The organism is Acetobacterium paludosum (genome assembly GCF_008086595.1).
In the GTDB taxonomy this organism is placed as follows: domain Bacteria; phylum Bacillota; class Clostridia; order Eubacteriales; family Eubacteriaceae; genus Acetobacterium; species Acetobacterium paludosum.
Genome location: NZ_RXYA01000015.1, coordinates 55,170 through 72,694, shown reverse-complemented (window position 1 = coordinate 72,694; position 17,525 = coordinate 55,170). Strand labels below are relative to the sequence as shown.

General features: G+C 39.9%; 13 protein-coding genes. 11 read left to right on the top strand and 2 right to left on the bottom strand.

Features of this window, described 5'->3' with window-relative positions:
• Entirely contained in the window at window positions 1-3,549 is a 3,549-nt protein-coding gene (locus FZC41_RS14640; protein ID WP_205737085.1) for a DNA polymerase III subunit alpha, read from the bottom strand.
• 518 nt (window positions 3,550-4,067) lie between these two features.
• Here FZC41_RS14640 and glpK point away from each other — a divergent pair.
• The 10 genes from glpK to FZC41_RS14590 all read left to right on the top strand — a co-directional run bounded on the left by glpK (window position 4,068) and on the right by FZC41_RS14590 (window position 14,868).
• Complete coding sequence (gene glpK, locus FZC41_RS14635; protein ID WP_148568188.1) at window positions 4,068-5,558, top strand: glycerol kinase GlpK; 1,491 nt, start codon at window positions 4,068-4,070, stop codon at window positions 5,556-5,558.
• 142 nt (window positions 5,559-5,700) lie between these two features.
• Window positions 5,701-6,318 (top strand): glycerol-3-phosphate responsive antiterminator, encoded by a 618-nt coding sequence (locus FZC41_RS14630; RefSeq protein WP_148568187.1) that lies wholly within the window; start codon window positions 5,701-5,703, stop codon window positions 6,316-6,318.
• Window positions 6,319-6,422: 104 nt separating this feature from the next.
• Window positions 6,423-7,892 carry an NAD(P)/FAD-dependent oxidoreductase gene (locus FZC41_RS14625; RefSeq protein WP_148568186.1) on the top strand — a complete coding sequence of 490 codons (1,470 nt, stop codon included), beginning with the start codon at window positions 6,423-6,425 and terminating at the stop codon, window positions 7,890-7,892.
• Window positions 7,893-7,894: 2 nt separating this feature from the next.
• Entirely contained in the window at window positions 7,895-9,163 is a 1,269-nt protein-coding gene (locus FZC41_RS14620) for an NAD(P)/FAD-dependent oxidoreductase (RefSeq protein WP_148568185.1), read from the top strand.
• Window positions 9,160-9,525: a DUF1667 domain-containing protein gene (locus tag FZC41_RS14615; RefSeq protein ID WP_148568184.1), complete on the top strand. Its 366-nt coding sequence runs from the start codon at window positions 9,160-9,162 to the stop codon at window positions 9,523-9,525. Before FZC41_RS14620 ends, FZC41_RS14615 begins: the two co-directional genes overlap by 4 nt.
• Window positions 9,526-9,704: 179 nt before the next feature.
• A complete protein-coding gene (locus FZC41_RS14610) occupies window positions 9,705-10,475 on the top strand; it encodes a GDSL-type esterase/lipase family protein (protein WP_148568183.1) in 771 nt (256 codons plus the stop codon).
• Between the two features lie 15 nt (window positions 10,476-10,490).
• A complete protein-coding gene (locus FZC41_RS14605) occupies window positions 10,491-10,952 on the top strand; it encodes a DUF4358 domain-containing protein (RefSeq protein ID WP_148568182.1) in 462 nt (153 codons plus the stop codon).
• A gap of 15 nt (window positions 10,953-10,967) precedes the next feature.
• Window positions 10,968-12,368 (top strand): MBOAT family O-acyltransferase, encoded by a 1,401-nt coding sequence (locus FZC41_RS14600; RefSeq protein WP_148568181.1) that lies wholly within the window; start codon window positions 10,968-10,970, stop codon window positions 12,366-12,368.
• Between the two features lie 10 nt (window positions 12,369-12,378).
• Window positions 12,379-13,566, top strand: a complete 1,188-nt coding sequence (locus tag FZC41_RS14595) for a DHHW family protein (protein ID WP_148568180.1) — start codon at window positions 12,379-12,381, stop codon at window positions 13,564-13,566.
• A gap of 225 nt (window positions 13,567-13,791) precedes the next feature.
• Window positions 13,792-14,868 carry an N-acetyltransferase DgcN family protein gene (locus tag FZC41_RS14590; protein WP_148568179.1) on the top strand — a complete coding sequence of 359 codons (1,077 nt, stop codon included), beginning with the start codon at window positions 13,792-13,794 and terminating at the stop codon, window positions 14,866-14,868.
• A gap of 46 nt (window positions 14,869-14,914) precedes the next feature.
• Here the strand turns inward: FZC41_RS14590 and FZC41_RS14585 are convergent, their stop codons facing one another.
• Window positions 14,915-15,520: a flavin reductase family protein gene (locus FZC41_RS14585; RefSeq protein WP_148568178.1), complete on the bottom strand. Its 606-nt coding sequence runs from the start codon at window positions 15,518-15,520 to the stop codon at window positions 14,915-14,917.
• Window positions 15,521-15,750: 230 nt separating this feature from the next.
• Between FZC41_RS14585 and ade the strand changes: the two genes are divergently transcribed.
• Complete coding sequence (gene ade, locus FZC41_RS14580) at window positions 15,751-17,475, top strand: adenine deaminase (RefSeq protein WP_148568177.1); 1,725 nt, start codon at window positions 15,751-15,753, stop codon at window positions 17,473-17,475.
• The last annotated feature ends 50 nt before the right edge of the window (window positions 17,476-17,525 follow it).

Sequence of the window (17,525 nt, the reverse complement as noted above, 5' to 3'; positions counted from 1 at the left end):
TTATTTTACCTCCACGTTTTGATTTCCTAAAATATGAGTTAATTCACTGATTAGTGCCTCTCCCGGGGTCACCCATAAGTTTCTATTGGCTCCGAAATTCTTATGATCATTTCTTAAATACAACACAACCGGTACCGGTCCCGGATACTTTATTAGAACTGATTTTACTGTTTTTATCAAGGACTTCTCTGTTAAATCGTCGAAACTTAATACCAGTTTCTTTTGAAGCTGGGTTCCATTTGTCGTTTCATAGGGAGCAGAAATTTCTTCGACTTTAAGAGTTTTCAATTGATTCGAAGGTTGTCCTATGGGACATATTTGCGAGGCAATCACGGATGTTTGCGCTTCTTCGTTATAGTTTATTCGCCCTTTAATCACAATCGGCTGGTCCTGTTTTAAGTAATTTCGGTATTCATCATAGGTTCGGGGGAAAACGACCACTTCAATCCTTCCATACAAATCCTCAATGGTTAGGAAGCACATCATCTGGCCTTTTTTTGTCATCATAGTTTTCAATTCAGCAATTAATCCCCCCACACTGACCTGTTGTCCATCCCTGATGCCGGCATCTTTTAAATCTTGATAACTATCAATCATATTGGAAAAAAGCGTCACTGTCTTTTTTAATATTTCTTCATACTTTTCGAGCGGATGTCCGGTTACATACAAGCCTAAAACTTCTTTTTCCAATACCAAACGCTCTTCTTTCGAAAAAGGTTCCTTTTGCGGGAAATGCTCTTCTTTTAATATCAGCATCGCTCTTGAATCTCCCAAATTCGCCATATCCAACAATGACATCTGGCCTGAGAGCCGATCTTTTTTTTCTCTTTGAACCTGATCGACAATTAATTCCGCAGTGGCCAGCATCTGGGCCCGATTGTTTCCGATCGAATCAAAAGCGCCGCCCTTGATAAGACTCTCAATACTGCGTTTGTTCAAAGATTTCAGGTCGACACGTTCACAAAATTCCCTCAGACTTTGAAAATCGCCGCTCTTTTTTCGAGCCTCAATGATTGCTGCGATGGCATTTTTGCCAAGTCCTTTTACCGCCCCCAGCCCAAAGCAAATTGAATTTTCCGAAACACTGAACTTCTCATAACTGGCATTAATATTTGGCGGCAATACCTGAATCCCAATTTTACGGCAGTCTTCAATATATTTGGCGACTTTTTTCTCATCATCCATAATGCTTGACATCAACGCCGCCATAAACGCGGTGGGATGAAAATATTTGAGCCATGCCGTTTGATAGGAAATGACTGCATAAGCAGCTGCATGGGATTTGTTAAATGCATATTTAGCAAAATCCTTCATCTCTACAAATATTTTTATCGCGACTTTTTCCGGAACCCCGCGACGAATCGCTCCATCAACGACGATTTTTCCATTTTCATTCACTTCTCCATGAATAAAAACCTGGCCTTCGGCTTCCATCACATCCCCTTTTTTCTTGGACATGGCACGGCGGACCAAGTCGCTTCGCCCCATCGAAAAACCGGCTACATCCCTGAATATCTGCATCACCTGTTCCTGATAAACCATACAGCCGTAAGTTACATTGAGTATGGGTTCCAGAATCGGATGATCATACGAAATACAGTTCGGATTTTTTTTGTTTTCAATATAGCGTGGTATTTGCTCCATGGGACCGGGGCGATACAGCGATATTCCGGCAATAATATCTTCAAAATTACTGGGCTGGAGTTCTTTCATAAACTGCTGCATACCGCGGCTTTCCAACTGAAACACACCCATGGTGTCCCCTTTTGAAAGCATCTCATAGACTTTGGCATCGTTCATCTCCAAAGCTTCCAGATCCGGGCACGGCCTGCCGGAAAGGACAATGTTTTCCAGGGCATCGCGAATGACTGTTAATGTTCGCAAACCCAGAAAATCCATTTTCAGCAGTCCCAAATCTTCCAACAGACCCATCGGGAATTGTGTCGTAATCGCATCGTTATTTCGATAAAGGGGAATATATTCCACCAGCGGCTTGTCTGATATGACAACTCCGGCCGCATGAGTCGAAGCATGACGCGACAATCCTTCAATGGATTGAGCTGTTCTGATCAACTTGGCAACATCTTCATCCGCTGCTTCCATCTTTCTTAACTCGGGATTCTCTTCTAGAGCGTCTTTAATGGTTACATTGGCTCCCGGATGAATCGGTATCTCCTTGGCGACCCGGTCGACTGCATTATAGGGCATATCCAGGGCTCTTCCAACATCCCGTAAAGCCCCTCGGGCCGCCATGGTTCCAAAAGTGATAATTTGGGCAACCCGGTCTTCACCGTACTTATGAACCACGTAATCAATAACTTCCTGACGGCGTTCGTAACAAAAATCAACGTCGATATCAGGCATGGTGACCCGCTCGGGATTTAAGAATCGTTCAAACAGTAATTGATACTTAATCGGATCGATGGTGGTAATCCCTAAACAGTATGCGACAACGCTTCCGGCCGCACTCCCTCGCCCCGGACCGACCATAATTTGATGATCTTTTGCATACTTGATAAAATCCCATACAATTAAAAAGTAATCATCAAAGCCCATTGTATGGATGGTGTCCAGCTCATATTCCAACCGATCATCCAATTCCGATGAAGCATTCTGATATTTCTTTTGCATTCCCTGGATACACAACTTTTTAAGGTAATCTTTTGCATTTTCATTTGCCGGCAGTTCAAATTTGGGCAAATGCGTTTCTTCCAAATCAAATGTTACTTGACACCTTTTTGCGATTCGATTGGAATTCTCGATCGCTTCCGGCACATCTAAAAATAGTTTGGACATTTCCTCAGGACTTTTTAAATAAAACTCATTATTGGGAAAACGCATCCGTTTTTCTTCCTGAACGGTGGCCGCTGTTTGGATACATAAAAGAACATCATGATTCTCGCTGTCTTCCTTGTTAATGTAATGAACATCGTTTGTCGCTACCAACGGTATCTCATACTTTTTGGAGAATTCCAGCATCCGTTCATTTACCAATGCTTCTTCTCTTAAACGATGATCTTGTATTTCTAAAAAGAAATGATCTTTCCCAAATATATTCTGATATAACAAGCACCGTTGAACGGCTCCGTCGACATCATTATTTAAAATCATTTGGGGTATTTCTCCTCCGATACAAGCAGACAGACAAATAAGACCTTCACTGTTTTCCTTTAAATAATTGTGATCTATCCGAGGTTTGTAATAAAATCCATCAATAAAACCTTTTGAAACTATTCTCATAAGGTTTTTATACCCCTTGTTGTTTTCAGCTAACAGAATAAGATGGAAACGTTCCTTATCCAATTGTGGTTCTTTTTGTTCTAACCCTCTGGGTGAAACATAAACTTCACAACCGATGACCGGATGTATTTTTTCTTTTTGACAGGCTTTATAAAAATCAATCGCACCAAAAAGAACACCATGATCCGTAAGTGCCACACTGTCCATCCCTTTTTCTGCTGCTGCTTTCACCAAGGCGTTGATTCGGCAAAATCCATCTAACAAACTGAATTCGCTATGCACATGAAGATGCGTAAAATTTTTTTCCATATTAGTTACCATTTTTCATTCTTAGATTTATACTTTTTAAAGTTTTTCCGATTTTTTATACTAAATATTATACCATACTTTTCGAAAAATAAATAGCTACTTGTCCCAGCCGGATGTTATTGATCCCACTAAATCCTTACTTTTTCAAACTCGTAAGCCTATAAATTCATATCTACCGACAATCTTAAATGATAATTAATTACCCTTAAAATGAGTTGAACAGCCTTTATGTTAATTAATTAACGTTCTTTTTTTATCAGTAACCCTTTACATTATTTCTAAATTGTGTTATTATGACCAAATAAAGCAATTTAATAATTTCACACAAAGATAAACTAATTTCATATTTGGCAGGAGTTATGGAGGGCCGTACTTTCGTTTTTACATTAAGAGAATATGTAAATTTGTTAGTATGTGCTCTTTTTGTTTTTTTTCGTAATTTTTCGGTTTTTTTCTTTAGATTTTATTATGTTTTTACATAATTAAATAAATAATAAAATAAATAGGGGGTTATACTTATGAAAAAGTATATCTTATCACTGGATGCGGGAACCACGAGTTCAAGAGCGATTTTATTTAATCATGACAGCGAAATCGTCAGTGTTGCACAAAAGGAATTTACGCAGATCTATCCAAAAGCTGGTTGGGTTGAACATGATGCCATGGAAATTTGGGCTACCCAAAGTGGAGTAATAACTGAAGCGATGTCAAAAATCAGCGCTACCGCTGATGATATTGCTGCCATCGGAATTACAAATCAACGCGAAACCACAGTCGTTTGGGACCGAAAAACTGGTGAACCTATTTATAACGCAATTGTTTGGCAATGCCGTCGAACGGCAGCATTTTGCGACGAATTAAAAGCCCGTGGTTTAGAGGACTATGTCCAGGAAAACACCGGACTTGTTATTGATGCATATTTTTCAGGAACTAAAATAAACTGGATTCTTAATAATGTTCCCGGCGCACGCGAACGAGCTGAAAAAGGCGAATTAGCCTTTGGAACCATTGATACCTGGTTGATCTGGAAATTGACAGACGGTAAAGTACATGTTACCGATTATTCAAATGCTTCCAGAACGATGGCCTTTAATATCAAAACCCTAAAATGGGATGAAAAAATGTTAAAAGAACTGGATATTCCGGCTTCTATGCTGCCAGAAGTGCGACCTTCTTCCGATGTTTATGGAACAACTACTTTATTCGGAAATCCAATTCCAATTTCCGGAGCTGCCGGCGATCAGCAAGCGGCACTCTTTGGTCAAGCTTGTTTTGAACCAGGGATGGCTAAAAACACTTATGGAACCGGTTGTTTCATGCTTATGAATACTGGTGAAAAACCGGTAAAATCAAACAGCGGTTTGATTACAACCATTGCCTGGGGTTTGGATGGTGTTGTCGACTACGCTTTAGAAGGCTCTATCTTTGTAGCCGGTGCAGCGATTCAATGGTTACGTGATGAAGTAAGACTGGTCGATTCAGCACCTGACAGTGAATACTATTGCAATAAAGTTCCAGATACCAATGGCGTATACATGGTACCAGCCTTTGTTGGATTGGGTGCTCCCCATTGGGATATGTATGCACGTGGTGCCATCTTGGGATTAACCCGTGGTGCCAACAAATCTCATCTTATCCGGGCTACCGTCGAATCTCTTGCTTATCAGACAAAAGACGTATTAGATGCTATGGAAAAAGATTCTCAAATTAAATTGGCAAGATTAAAAGTTGATGGTGGTGCCTGTAATAATGATTTCTTGATGCAGTTCCAAGCAGATCTTCTTGGTGTTCCCGTTGATCGTCCTTCCATCGTCGAGACAACGGCTATGGGTGCTGCTTACCTGGCTGGTTTAGCAGTTAAATTCTGGGATGGTAAAGAAGATGTCACCAAAGCCTGGAAACTCGATCGATCTTTCAATCCAGTGATGGCTGCTGATGTTCGTGCTAAATTATATGCTGGCTGGTTAAAAGCAGTTGAATGTTCTAAAGGCTGGGAAGACGTAGAATAATTCCTTCTTGACCTGATAAACTCTGTTGATGGTGTTGGGGTGTTTTCATCACACCCCAACAATTTTAGATTTTTCTCTTTCCAAATTAAGTGGTTGTGTTATATAATGAATTTGTAAAATACAATCCATAGGGAGGAGAGTTATGGCTACGAGAAAATGTCTTCTGATGTTTCAGGACAATCCGATCATTGCTGCTGTTCGTAATCCCAAGGATATTTATGATGCGATTCATTCTCAATCGCAAATCATATTTTTACTGACCGGAAATGTATTTAATCTAAAAAAATTAGTGGAGCTTTGTATAAAAGCCGATAAGTATGTTTTTATACATTTGGATCTGATTAAAGGTTACTCCCAGGATAATTATTTTATTAAATATCTTAAAGATGAGATTAATCCCACCGGAATCATTACGACAAAAAATAACATTATCACCCGTGCTAAGCAGGAAAATCTGATGACAATCCAACGCTTATTTTTATTGGATTCTTCCGCCATGGATATTTCCATTGAGTCAGCTAAAAAAATCAAGCCTGATGCAGTTGAAATTCTTCCTGGTTTAGTCCCCAAGCTCATTAAAAGCGTTAAAAAAGAAATTAATATCCCCATTGTCACTGGGGGCTTCATTGAGACAGAAGAAGAAGTTCGTTCTTGTCTTGCTGCTGGTGCACTATCAGTCAGCACATCTCATAAACCATTGTGGGATAAAATAAAGCTTATTCGAGAAGAGCAAAAATTATTATTGCAAACTATAAGCTAAAATAAAATACAAGGCAACGGAGAGCCACACTGTTTTCTTAAATGAATCCTTCATTTGAGAAAATTGTGTGGTTTTTTATTATTAGTTCCAAGGAGGAATAAATTATGTATGATATCGCTATTATTGGAGCCGGCATAGCCGGTTCCTACATTGCCCGAGAATTATCTCGGTACAAATTAGATATTGTTTTGTTGGATGGAGAAAATGATGTGGGTAATCAAATTACTATGGCCAATTCTGCCATTGTCCATGCCGGTTTTGATGCCCCATCCTATAAACTAAAGGGAAAATTCAATGCTGCCGGAAACATCATGTATGGAAAAATTTGTGATGATCTGGATGTCCCCTTTAAACGTTGCGGTTCATTAGTCGTCGCCCATGATGAATTTGAAATGGCAACCATCCACGATTTGTATAAAAACGGTTTGAAAAATGGTGTTCCTGGATTGAAGATTTTATTCAAAGACGAAGTTCATGCCATGGAACCCAATCTCAGTGAGGATATCTGCGGAGCGCTTTATGCCCCGACCGCTGGAATTGTTTCACCTTTCGAACTCTGTGCCCATGTTGCTGAAAACGCGGTTGACAACGGCGTTACCCTTAAACTCAATCATATGGTAACGGCCATTAATAAAGTCGATGATTATTTTAGTATCACTACCGCTGATGAAAACATCGATGCCAAATTAGTTATCAATGCGGCGGGCCTGTATGCGGATGACGTTTATGAAATGGTTGGCGAACCCTATTTTAAACTTCTTGCCAGAAAAGGTAATTACTTTATTTTTGACAAAGACGCGGGTTCTCTCGTAAACAGTGTTATCTTCCCTTGTCCATCAAAAAATGGTAAAGGTATTTTAGTTTCACCAACCGTACATGGCAACCTATTAATCGGTCCGGATGCTTCGCCAGTAGATAAGGGGGATGTCTCAACAACCGGTGAACAACTGGATTATATCAAAGCCAATGCTTTGAAAAATTGTCCTGCTCTGCCCTTTAAAAAAATCATTCGCTCATATGCGGGACTCCGAAATACGCCTGTTGCCGATACCTTTACCACCACCGATGGTGACTTCATCCTTGAAGAATCCCCGGTAAAAGGATTCATTAACGTCGCTGGTTATGAATCTCCCGGATTAACATCGATTCCAGCTGTCGCTCATTATGTTGTTGAAGAAATTGTAAAACCATTAATTCCCAATATTGAAAGCAACCCCAATTTTGATCCAAAGGTTCGTCCGCATCTTCGCTTTGAAGAGCTTTCTGACGAAGAACGGGCTGACATTATTAAAAAAGATCCCAAGTATGGTAAAGTCATCTGTCGTTGCGAAACGATTACCGAGGGTGAAATTCTTGATGTCATCCATCGGAATGCTGGTGCTCGAACAGTCAAATCCGTTAAAAAACGATGCCGTGCCGGAATGGGTCGTTGTCAAGGCGGCTTCTGCTCCCCGCGGGTCGTTGAGATTCTTGCCCGTGAACTCAACTGTTCGTTGGATGAAATTATGTATGATCAACAAGACTCAACCTATATTCTTGCTGGACAAACAAAATCAGCTAAGGAGGAGGCATAATCATGATATATGATGTTGTTATTTTAGGCGGCGGCCCAGCTGGTTTATCCGCTGCGGTAGAAGCTAAAAAAGATGGCGCGGAAAATGTTCTTATTCTGGAACGGGATCGCGAATTAGGCGGTATTCTGAACCAATGTATCCATAACGGTTTTGGTCTTCATACTTTCAATGAAGAATTAACCGGTCCTGAATATGCGGAACGTTATATTCACCAGGTTACTGACCTTGGTATCCCCTATCTGCTCAATACCATGGTTTTAGACCTGACCGATAACGGCGATCTCAAAACAATTCATGTCATCAACGAAGAAGATGGCTACACCGTTATTCAATCGAAAGCTGTGATCTTGACGATGGGCTGTCGGGAACGAACATCCGGAGCCATTGGCATTCCTGGCTACCGTCCATCCGGGGTATTCACTGCCGGCACGGTTCAACGCTATATCAACATGGAAGGTTACATGCCCGGTAAAGAAGTTGTTATTCTTGGCTCCGGAGATATCGGCCTCATCATGGCTCGTCGGATGACTTTAGAAGGCGCTCATGTTAATGCCGTTTGTGAGCTGATGCCTTATTCAAATGGTTTGGTACGTAACATTGTTCAATGCCTGGATGACTACGATATCCCTTTGAAACTTAGCCATACCATTACCTTTATTCATGGTAAAGACCGTATTGAAGGTGTTAGTGTTTCACAAGTCGATGAAAAAATGAAGGTAATTCCTGGAACGGAAGAATATATTCCCTGCGATACCCTGCTTTTATCCGTCGGTTTAATCCCCGAAAATGAAATCACCCGTAATGCCGGCGTTGAAATGGATGACCGAACCAATGGATCTGTGGTTGGAGAACTTCGCCAAACCTCCATTCCCGGCGTTTTCGCTTGCGGTAATGTGGTCCACGTTCATGATCTGGTGGATTTTGTTAGTGAAGAAGCAGTTCTTGCCGGCAAAGGTGCCGCTAAATACGTAAAGGGAACGTTGGATACCAACGTCACTTTTACAACTGTTAATGGAAATGGCATCAGTTATGTCGTTCCTCAACAGGTGGCCATGAAAAATGTGGAGGAAAATGTAACCTTCTACATGCGTGTTCGTCAGGTCTTTAAAGATCGGGTTGTCAATGCCTATATCGGCGATCAGCTCGTTGCCACAAAAAAGGAGAAAAAATTACTTCCTGCTGAAATGGTCAATTTCAAAATTGCTAAAGAACTATTAGCCCAATATCCTGCCGGAGAAATCCGTTTTGTCGTCGAGGAGGCCAAAAAATGATCAAAGAACTAACCTGTATCACTTGCCCCATGGGCTGTCAGTTAACCGTTGTGGATAAAAATGATGACGGCAATTTTGAAGTTACCGGCAATACCTGTAAACGTGGTCCCAAATATGCAATCAATGAGCTAACCAACCCAACTCGGGTTATTCCTACCACCGTTGTTGTCAGAAATGCCATGCTTCCGCGTCTGCCCGTAAAGACAGCCGAACCTATTCCTAAAGGAAAGATTTTTGATGCCATGAAAGTCATTAATCAAGTCGTTGTCGATGCCCCCATTAAATCGGGCGATATTATAATTGAAAATCTTTTGGGTCTTGGTATTAATGTCGTTTCCACAAAAACCATGGCCAAATGTTAACCTATTAATCTAAAGTGTCAAGGGCCGCTGCTCAGAGATTTTCTGAGCGGCGGCCCTTATTTTCATTCAAAATTGTGACATTGAAACAACTAATTTGTTACAAAAAGAACGTTGTATTATCTGCATAATGTGTGATATTGTATTAACTATATGAAAATAACAATTGAAGGTGAATCCCTTTGAAAACAAACAAACTAATCCGCAAAATTAAGACCTCTCCCCGAATAGTTGTGATCATTATCCTGATGCTAATTATTGGCGTGGTTGTTATTATGAACTTCCAGAATATAGCCAAACAAAACTCAGAAATCAAAGCCGGAGTTGATGAATTGACCTCTTTGGAATCAAGGGATCTTTTTACAATGGAAGAAAAAATTGATTTCATGAAACATGAAGCAGTAGATGCTGGTAATTATCCTGATCTGTTTGATTCTTCTGTCGTTTATGGCGACTCTATCGCTGAAGGTTTAGGACTTTATGGTTATTTGAGAGCATCTTCGCTGGTAGCGATTCTTGGAAAATCGATTGACAACAGTCAAGAAGATGTTCCCAAGATAGTCGATTTATCTCCTCGAACGCTCTTTATTGAATTGGGTCTAAATGACATCAGCCATCCTGACAGCACTCTTGACTCTTATATTGCTTCCTATGAACAGTTAATTAATGCCATCCAAGATCAGTTGCCAAACACTCAAATCTATATTTGCAGTATCTTCCCGGTTACGGATAAAGTCCTACAAGAACAACCGGTATTCAGTCAGATTGAAACTTATAATGCCGCACTTATCGAAATGGCTAACCGCAAAAACATCCATTATATTGATACCTATACCCTGTTAAAGACAAATCCGCAGTACCATGAGGACGATGGCATCCATGTGATAAAAGCATTCTATCCCTTGTGGTTGGATAACCTGGTAAAGAATAGTGACCTTTCAAAATTATTATAGAATTGGAAAGAACTGATGAAAAAATTCTCCATCATGATACTTATTATAATACTGACTTTCCCTCTTCTTGGCTGCCAGCACAACAGCAACCGTTCTTTGACTGATATAGAAACAGATCTTTTAGCTTCTGTTAGTGATTTGGGTATGGTAAAAGGTGAAGGAAAAGATTTAAAACGTTTTTATGGATTAAACGCCAATGATTTTGACGAATATCTCATCTATATCCCATCAAACTATATGGATGTATCAGAAATGCTGATTGTTAAATCAAACGATTCGGCTCAAATTGATCTTGCTGAAGATGCGATTGAAACACGGGTGGCAAAACAGCAGGAGAGTTTTAGCGGTTATGGCCCTGAACAATGCGCGCTTCTTGATAATTATGAGCTAAAAATAATTGGTAATACCTTATTTTATTGCGTTTCGCGAAACGCAACTGATCTGAAAGATGCCTTTGTCGCAAGCATGAAAAAATAATAGCAAGGAGTTACTATGGTCTTTAGCAGTATTTTGTTTTTGTTTACATTTCTCCCCATTTCCCTGGGTCTTTACTACATCGTACCCAAACAAATAAAAAATGCCGTATTGCTGTTGGCAAGTTTAATTTTCTATGCATGGGGTGAACCAGTTTATGTCTATCTAATGATCTTTACCATTATTTTCGACTATTCTATTGGAATGATCATGGATAATAAGTCGGCAAATATCCGAAAACGGTTATTTTTCCTCACCTTAATCGTAAACCTTGGGGTGCTGTTCTTTTTTAAATACTGGGGATTTCTGCTTGACACCATTAATCAGATTTTCAATCTGGGAATTCCTTATACTCAGCTTCCTTTACCTATTGGAATCTCGTTTTATACCTTCCATATTCTATCCTATTTCATTGATATCTATTTTAGAAAAGCACCTGTTCAAAAGAATATTATTTCCTTCGGATTATATATTACCATGTTTCCGCAACTCATGGCCGGCCCAATTATTCGCTATACTGATATTAATGAACAACTTTCCAATCGACCGGTGAATCAGGAAAAATTTGGAATTGGGGTTGAACGTTTTATTCAGGGTCTTGGCAAAAAAGTGCTTCTTGCAAATAATATCGGTTATGTCTGGACCATGATTCAAGCCATCGATGTCGGTCAAATGTCGATCTTAACCGCATGGATTGGTATTGTAGCCTTTACTTTTCAGATTTATTTCGATTTTAGCGGATATTCTGATATGGCCATCGGGCTTGCCAAAATGTTTGGTTTTGACTACTTAGAGAATTTTAACTATCCCTATATTTCAAAAAGTGTTTCTGATTTTTGGAGACGCTGGCATATCTCTTTGGGGACATGGTTTAGAGAGTACCTCTATATTCCATTAGGTGGCAATCGAGTTCCGATTCCACGGCTTTTTATAAATCTCTGTATCGTTTGGTTTCTCACCGGGCTCTGGCATGGTGCCAGCTGGAATTTTGTGATTTGGGGTCTTTATTACGGCCTCCTCCTTTTCATCGAAAAAGTGTTTCTATCTGCTCTTCTGGAAAAACTACCCGTGTTTCTTCAGCGTTTATATACCATGCTTTTTGTCATTATCGGTTGGGTTTTTTTCGCCAGTCCAAACTTGGGCTATGCGCTGCATTATCTCAGTGTCATGTTTTTCACTGCCGGTGCACCACTGATTGATTCAACCGGGGTTTATTATTTGTATACTAATTTCATTTTATTGATTATCTGTGGTGTTTGCTCAACCCCATTCATTCATAATCTATACACGAAACTTATTCATACCGAAAAAAGTTGGATTGTTCCAACCGCTCTGGGACTAAATGGCATTATCATGTTCCTATCCATTGCTTATTTAGTAACAGAAACATATAATCCATTTTTATATTTTAGATTTTAGGTGAATCTTTATGCAAAAACAAAATACAAGTCGTACTCATGAACATCATAACCGCCCTCTTATTTACAAAAAATACATCAATTATTTAAGCTCATTTTTTGTGGCTCTTTTAATTATAATTCCATTGGCAACATTGCTATTGCCGGATGTGAAATTTTCCGCAACTGAAAACCGAATTTTAACACAATTGCCACGTTTTTCCATCGACAGCGTGGTGGATGGCCGTTACATGAAAAAGGTCGAAATGTATACGGCCGATCAACTGGTCGGCCGAAATTTCTGGATTCATGCCAAAACCGATGCCGATCGAATAGAAGGTAAAGATTTCTCAAACGGTGTTTATTTGGGAAAAGATCATACCTTGCTCGAAAACTTTAATCCGCTTCCTTCTGCAGATGTAGAAAAAACGAAAATGGCTTTAAACAATTTTGTGACAAAACATCCTGAACTTAAGCACTACTTTATGCTGGTACCCACCGCTATCAATATTTATAGTGATAAGCTGCCTGCCGATGCGCCGGTTCTTAATCAGAATGATTATATTGATTCCTTTACATCGAGTTTAAATGAAAACATGGTTATCCTTGACCCAAGGCCCATTCTGGAAGAAAGCAAGGATCAATTACTCTATTATAAAACCGATCATCATTGGACAACGCTGGGGGCCTGGCTTTCTTTTCAAGGTGTTTCCAAATCTATGGGTATTACCCCAGATTTGGACGCCTACACGGTCTACCCGGTAACGAATTCTTTTTCCGGCGCACTCGTTTCTGAAAGTGGTTATTCAATCAAGGATACGGACACCATCGATGTTTACATTCCCAAAAATGATAACGACTATTCGGTTGTCACTTATGTGGAAGAACAAAAAAAGTCACCTTCTCTTTATGCTTCCGATCAACTGACCGGGAAGGATAAATATGCGGTTTTTTTAGATGGAAATCATCCCATTGTTACGATCAAAAATCCCGTCAATAATGGCAAGCACCTCCTCGTGCTTAAGGATTCTTATGCCAACGCCTTTATTCCATTTTTAACCCCTTTCTATAGTGAGATTACGATTGTTGACCCTCGCTATTACTATGACAGCATTGAAACCCTTATTGCTAACGCTAATATAACCGACGTTTTATATCTTTATAATGCCAATACTTTTTTCAGAGATACAAGTCTCGAACCGGTTCTCAATGATATCTAAAAAAGCCCTCGGAAACAGGCTTTTTTAATATCTATTTCTGATACCGGGAATTTTCTTTTAAGTAAATCTAGTGGGTTACCGTTTAGACATCACTTTATATGGTATAATATATTATGATGTATATCGGACTCTCTTTATTCCCATCCTTTTTTAATCGAAACCAAATTAAATAGTTTGTCTTTTAAAGCAATTGTTCCTGGTTACAACGAAAGGAAGTTTTCAAACATGAAAGAAAAAGCTTTAGTATACTGTGAAGGTCATTTTGGTGATACAGATGGAAAAACAGCAAACGGTTTAATTCGACGTTCTCAAAAATATCAAGTCGCCTGTGTGGTCGACAGCACACATTACGGTATGGATGCCGGCAAGGTTCTGGATGGTACTGAAAATGGCATTCCCATCTATCGTGATTTAGGAGATGCCGTAAATAAATTATCGGAACTGCCCAAATACTTTATCTATGGCATTGCACCCAAAGATACCTATTTATCAAGTGATGAGCGAAGAATTTTTCTCAAAGCGATATCCATGGGTATGAACATCGTTAACGGCCTTCATGAATTTATTTCAGAAGACACCGAATTCAAACGCGAAGCCAAGCGTTATGATGTAAAACTCTATGATATCCGAAAACCTTTGGCTAATCGTTATCTTCATCTTTTTACCGGAGATATTCTGAAAGTCAAAACCCCCAAACTGGCAATTTTCGGGACAGACTGTGCCGTCGGTAAACGAACCACCGCCATGCTGTTAATTCAAGCTTTAAAAGAACAGGGCCTGCGCGCTTCATTTATTGGAACCGGGCAAACAGCTTTGATTCAAGGTGAAAAATACGGAATTGCAATGGATGCCATTCCTTCAGAATTCATGACCGGTGAATTAGAAAACGCCGTTATGGAAGCCGATATCCATGAAAAACCGGATATTATCATTTTAGAAGGACAGGGTTCACTCAGTCATCAGGCATTTGTCAGCTCATGTGCCATTATCCGAGGAGGAAGGCCAGACGCTTTCATTCTCCAACACCCACCCACGCGAAAACAACGGATTGATTTCAATTATCTTAAGATGCCTACAATCAACAGTGAAATCAAGCTTATAGAGGGTTTCTCCCAATCAAAAGTCATTGCACTCACCCTAAATCATGAAGGTATGGGCAATGAAGCTATTAAGGAAACCATTAAAACCTATGAGCATGAATACCATCTACCTACAACAGATGTTTTAACCCATGGTTGCAATAAACTTGTTAAAACAGTCTTAAAAACATTTCCTGAATTAAAGGAAAAAATTACGCTCTAACCCAAAAGAAGCCAATGTGATTTTCACATTGGCTTCTTTTTATTAACTATTGAGTTGTCTGGTAATAGGCATAGGTCATGGGTTCTTCTTTACTAAACCCATCGCCATCAACAACCTTACCAATAAACATATAATGAGTTCCTAAATCGATGGTCTGTTCAACTTCACATTCGACAAAACACAGTGTTTCCAACAACCCTGGGCAACCTGTTTTTTCACCGGTAATGTAGCTTAGTGTTTTAAATTTATCAACATCTCTTCCGCTCTGACATCCAAAATGACTGATCAGGCTACGATTATCTTTTCCCAACATTGAAACTCCAAATACGCCGGATTCTCTTACATATTCGGAAGTAAGGGTTTCTTTTCCTAAACAGACACTTGCTTTTAATGGCGTATTTGCGATCTGAATGAAGGTGTTGGATACCATTCCATTTAGCTTTTCGTCTAAGATTGATGAAATAATATATAACCCATAACTGACATTGAATAACAATCCTTGAATCGCTTCTCTTTCCTTATCCGGTAAATCATCTGGTATCTCTTCCACCAAAACAAATTTATTCGGACCTACCCCACAAATAGGACATTTTTCCGGAGAAGTATCGCCTTCATATTGATAACCGCATACAGTGCACCGCCATTTTTTCATTTTGTTCACCACTTTCTTGGAATTACTTTTCGCTTTTTACATTTTAGTCGCAATAATTTATAAGCAATTTGAAGTCAACGGGATAAAATTACTATCTTTATAATTATATACCTATTTCTGAGATATAAACATAAAAAATGCATTTTTTTGTAAATAAAGGGAATAATATTGATTAATAGTTTGCTTCAAAAAATAAAAAGAGTAAGAAGTAAGCGTAAGGGGGTAAGATAATGAATATAATGAGTCAAATTTTACAGAAAAACATCGCCGCATCGGCTGGTTTTGAGAAAGCCGATCTTGTTCTGAAAAATGCAAAAATCATCAATCTTTTTTCTGAAGAAATTCTTGTTGGCGATCTGGCTATTGCTAATGGCTTCATTGTCGGTATTGGCCAATATGATGGTCTGAACGAAGTTGATTGTTCCGGAAAGTTTATCTCCCCTGGTTTTATTGACGCGCATATGCATATTGAGTCAACCATGGTGACGCCCTTAGAGCTTGCAAAAGCCATTTTGCCGTCCGGAACAACAACCATTATTGCGGATCCTCATGAAATTGTAAATATGGCCGGGACAATAGGACTGGACTATCTACTAAATACGACCGAAAATATTCCTCTAAATGTATATATCATGCTTCCTTCTTCAGTTCCAGCCACTGAATTTGAAACCAACGGCAGCGGTGCATTTTTGGTGAACGACATGACGCCTTATCTTAATCATCCCCGTATTCTTGGTCTAGGTGAAGTAATGTGTTTTCCCAATGTCCTTGCTGGGGATCCCGTTATTCTTGAAAAGCTCACGCTTTGTCGTGATAAAATCTGTGATGGTCATGCCCCTGGACTCTCAGGAAAGGCTCTTCAGGCTTACGCATGTGCCGGGATTGAAAGTGATCATGAATCCACCTCCTTTGAGGAAGCTTATGAAAAATCAGCAGCCGGAATACGAATTCTTATCAGGGAGGGTTCCGCTGCCAAAAATCTCCGCGCGATTGTCACCGGTTTATTGGACTCCGGTCTTCCCCTGGACCGCTTTCTCTTTTGTACAGATGACAAGCATCTGGAGGATATTCATCGTGACGGACATATTCGATGGAACATTAAAATGGCTATCGAACTGGGCATGGATCCGATTAAAGCCATAAAAATAGCAACCCTCAACGCCGCTCAGGCCTATGGACTAAAAAGACTTGGTGCCATCGCGCCGGGATACCGTGCCGATTTGGTCATTCTGTCTGATCTCCAATCAATGACAGTTGAAAGTGTCTATAAGGATGGAAAACCGCTTGAGCAATATCGTTTTGACAATACAACCGGGGACACCATCGACCCTCGTTTGCTTAATTCGGTCCATATTCATGAATTGTCACCAGCAAAACTCAAACTGCCAGTTTATAAAAAAAATCACGTGATCGAACTGATTCCCAATCAAATTGAAACCAACCATCTTTTCGAGTCCCTCCCCAGCGACGAAAGCAACTTTGTACCCAATGAAACCTACACCAAACTTTGTGTGATTGAGCGGCATCGAAATACCGGAAATGTGAGGGTTGCCGCTATTAAAGGTTTCGGAATAAAGAAAGGTGCTATTGCCACCACGGTTGCTCATGATTCACACAACATCATTGTCGCTGGCGATAACGATGCCGATATTCTACTAGCCGTGGACTGTTTATCTGAAATAAATGGTGGTTATGTTGTTGTCTCTGAACATGCCGTTCTCGGTTCAGTTCCCTTGCCCATTGCCGGACTCATGAGTCTTGACTCCGGTGAAACGGTACAGAAAAAGATAGCTTCCCTGGTAGCATATGCTCACGATCTTGGTATTCCAACCGGAGTTGACCCCTTTATCACTTTATCATTTATGGCATTGCCGGTTATCCCGTCCCTCCGTCTGACCGATCTGGGTTTGTTTGATGTCAATGCCTTTGCATTAATCAAATATGAACCAGACTGATTGTGATTATTAAGATAAAAAAATCTCAAGGCCAATTATTTTTCATTGGA

What these genes read in the sequence shown, in the direction of transcription:
- FZC41_RS14585 (WP_148568178.1), bottom strand. Translation starts at nt 15,520, where the DNA reads ATGAAAAAATGGCGGTGCACTGTATGCGGTTATCAATATGAAGGCGAT.
- FZC41_RS14590 (WP_148568179.1), top strand. Translation starts at nt 13,792, where the DNA reads ATGAAAGAAAAAGCTTTAGTATACTGTGAAGGTCATTTTGGTGATACA.
- FZC41_RS14620 (WP_148568185.1), top strand. Translation starts at nt 7,895, where the DNA reads ATGATATATGATGTTGTTATTTTAGGCGGCGGCCCAGCTGGTTTATCC.
- ade (WP_148568177.1), top strand. Translation starts at nt 15,751, where the DNA reads ATGAATATAATGAGTCAAATTTTACAGAAAAACATCGCCGCATCGGCT.
- glpK (WP_148568188.1), top strand. Translation starts at nt 4,068, where the DNA reads ATGAAAAAGTATATCTTATCACTGGATGCGGGAACCACGAGTTCAAGA.
- FZC41_RS14615 (WP_148568184.1), top strand. Translation starts at nt 9,160, where the DNA reads ATGATCAAAGAACTAACCTGTATCACTTGCCCCATGGGCTGTCAGTTA.
- FZC41_RS14640 (WP_205737085.1), bottom strand. Translation starts at nt 3,549, where the DNA reads ATGGAAAAAAATTTTACGCATCTTCATGTGCATAGCGAATTCAGTTTG.
- FZC41_RS14630 (WP_148568187.1), top strand. Translation starts at nt 5,701, where the DNA reads ATGGCTACGAGAAAATGTCTTCTGATGTTTCAGGACAATCCGATCATT.
- FZC41_RS14595 (WP_148568180.1), top strand. Translation starts at nt 12,379, where the DNA reads ATGCAAAAACAAAATACAAGTCGTACTCATGAACATCATAACCGCCCT.
- FZC41_RS14625 (WP_148568186.1), top strand. Translation starts at nt 6,423, where the DNA reads ATGTATGATATCGCTATTATTGGAGCCGGCATAGCCGGTTCCTACATT.
- FZC41_RS14600 (WP_148568181.1), top strand. Translation starts at nt 10,968, where the DNA reads ATGGTCTTTAGCAGTATTTTGTTTTTGTTTACATTTCTCCCCATTTCC.
- FZC41_RS14605 (WP_148568182.1), top strand. Translation starts at nt 10,491, where the DNA reads ATGAAAAAATTCTCCATCATGATACTTATTATAATACTGACTTTCCCT.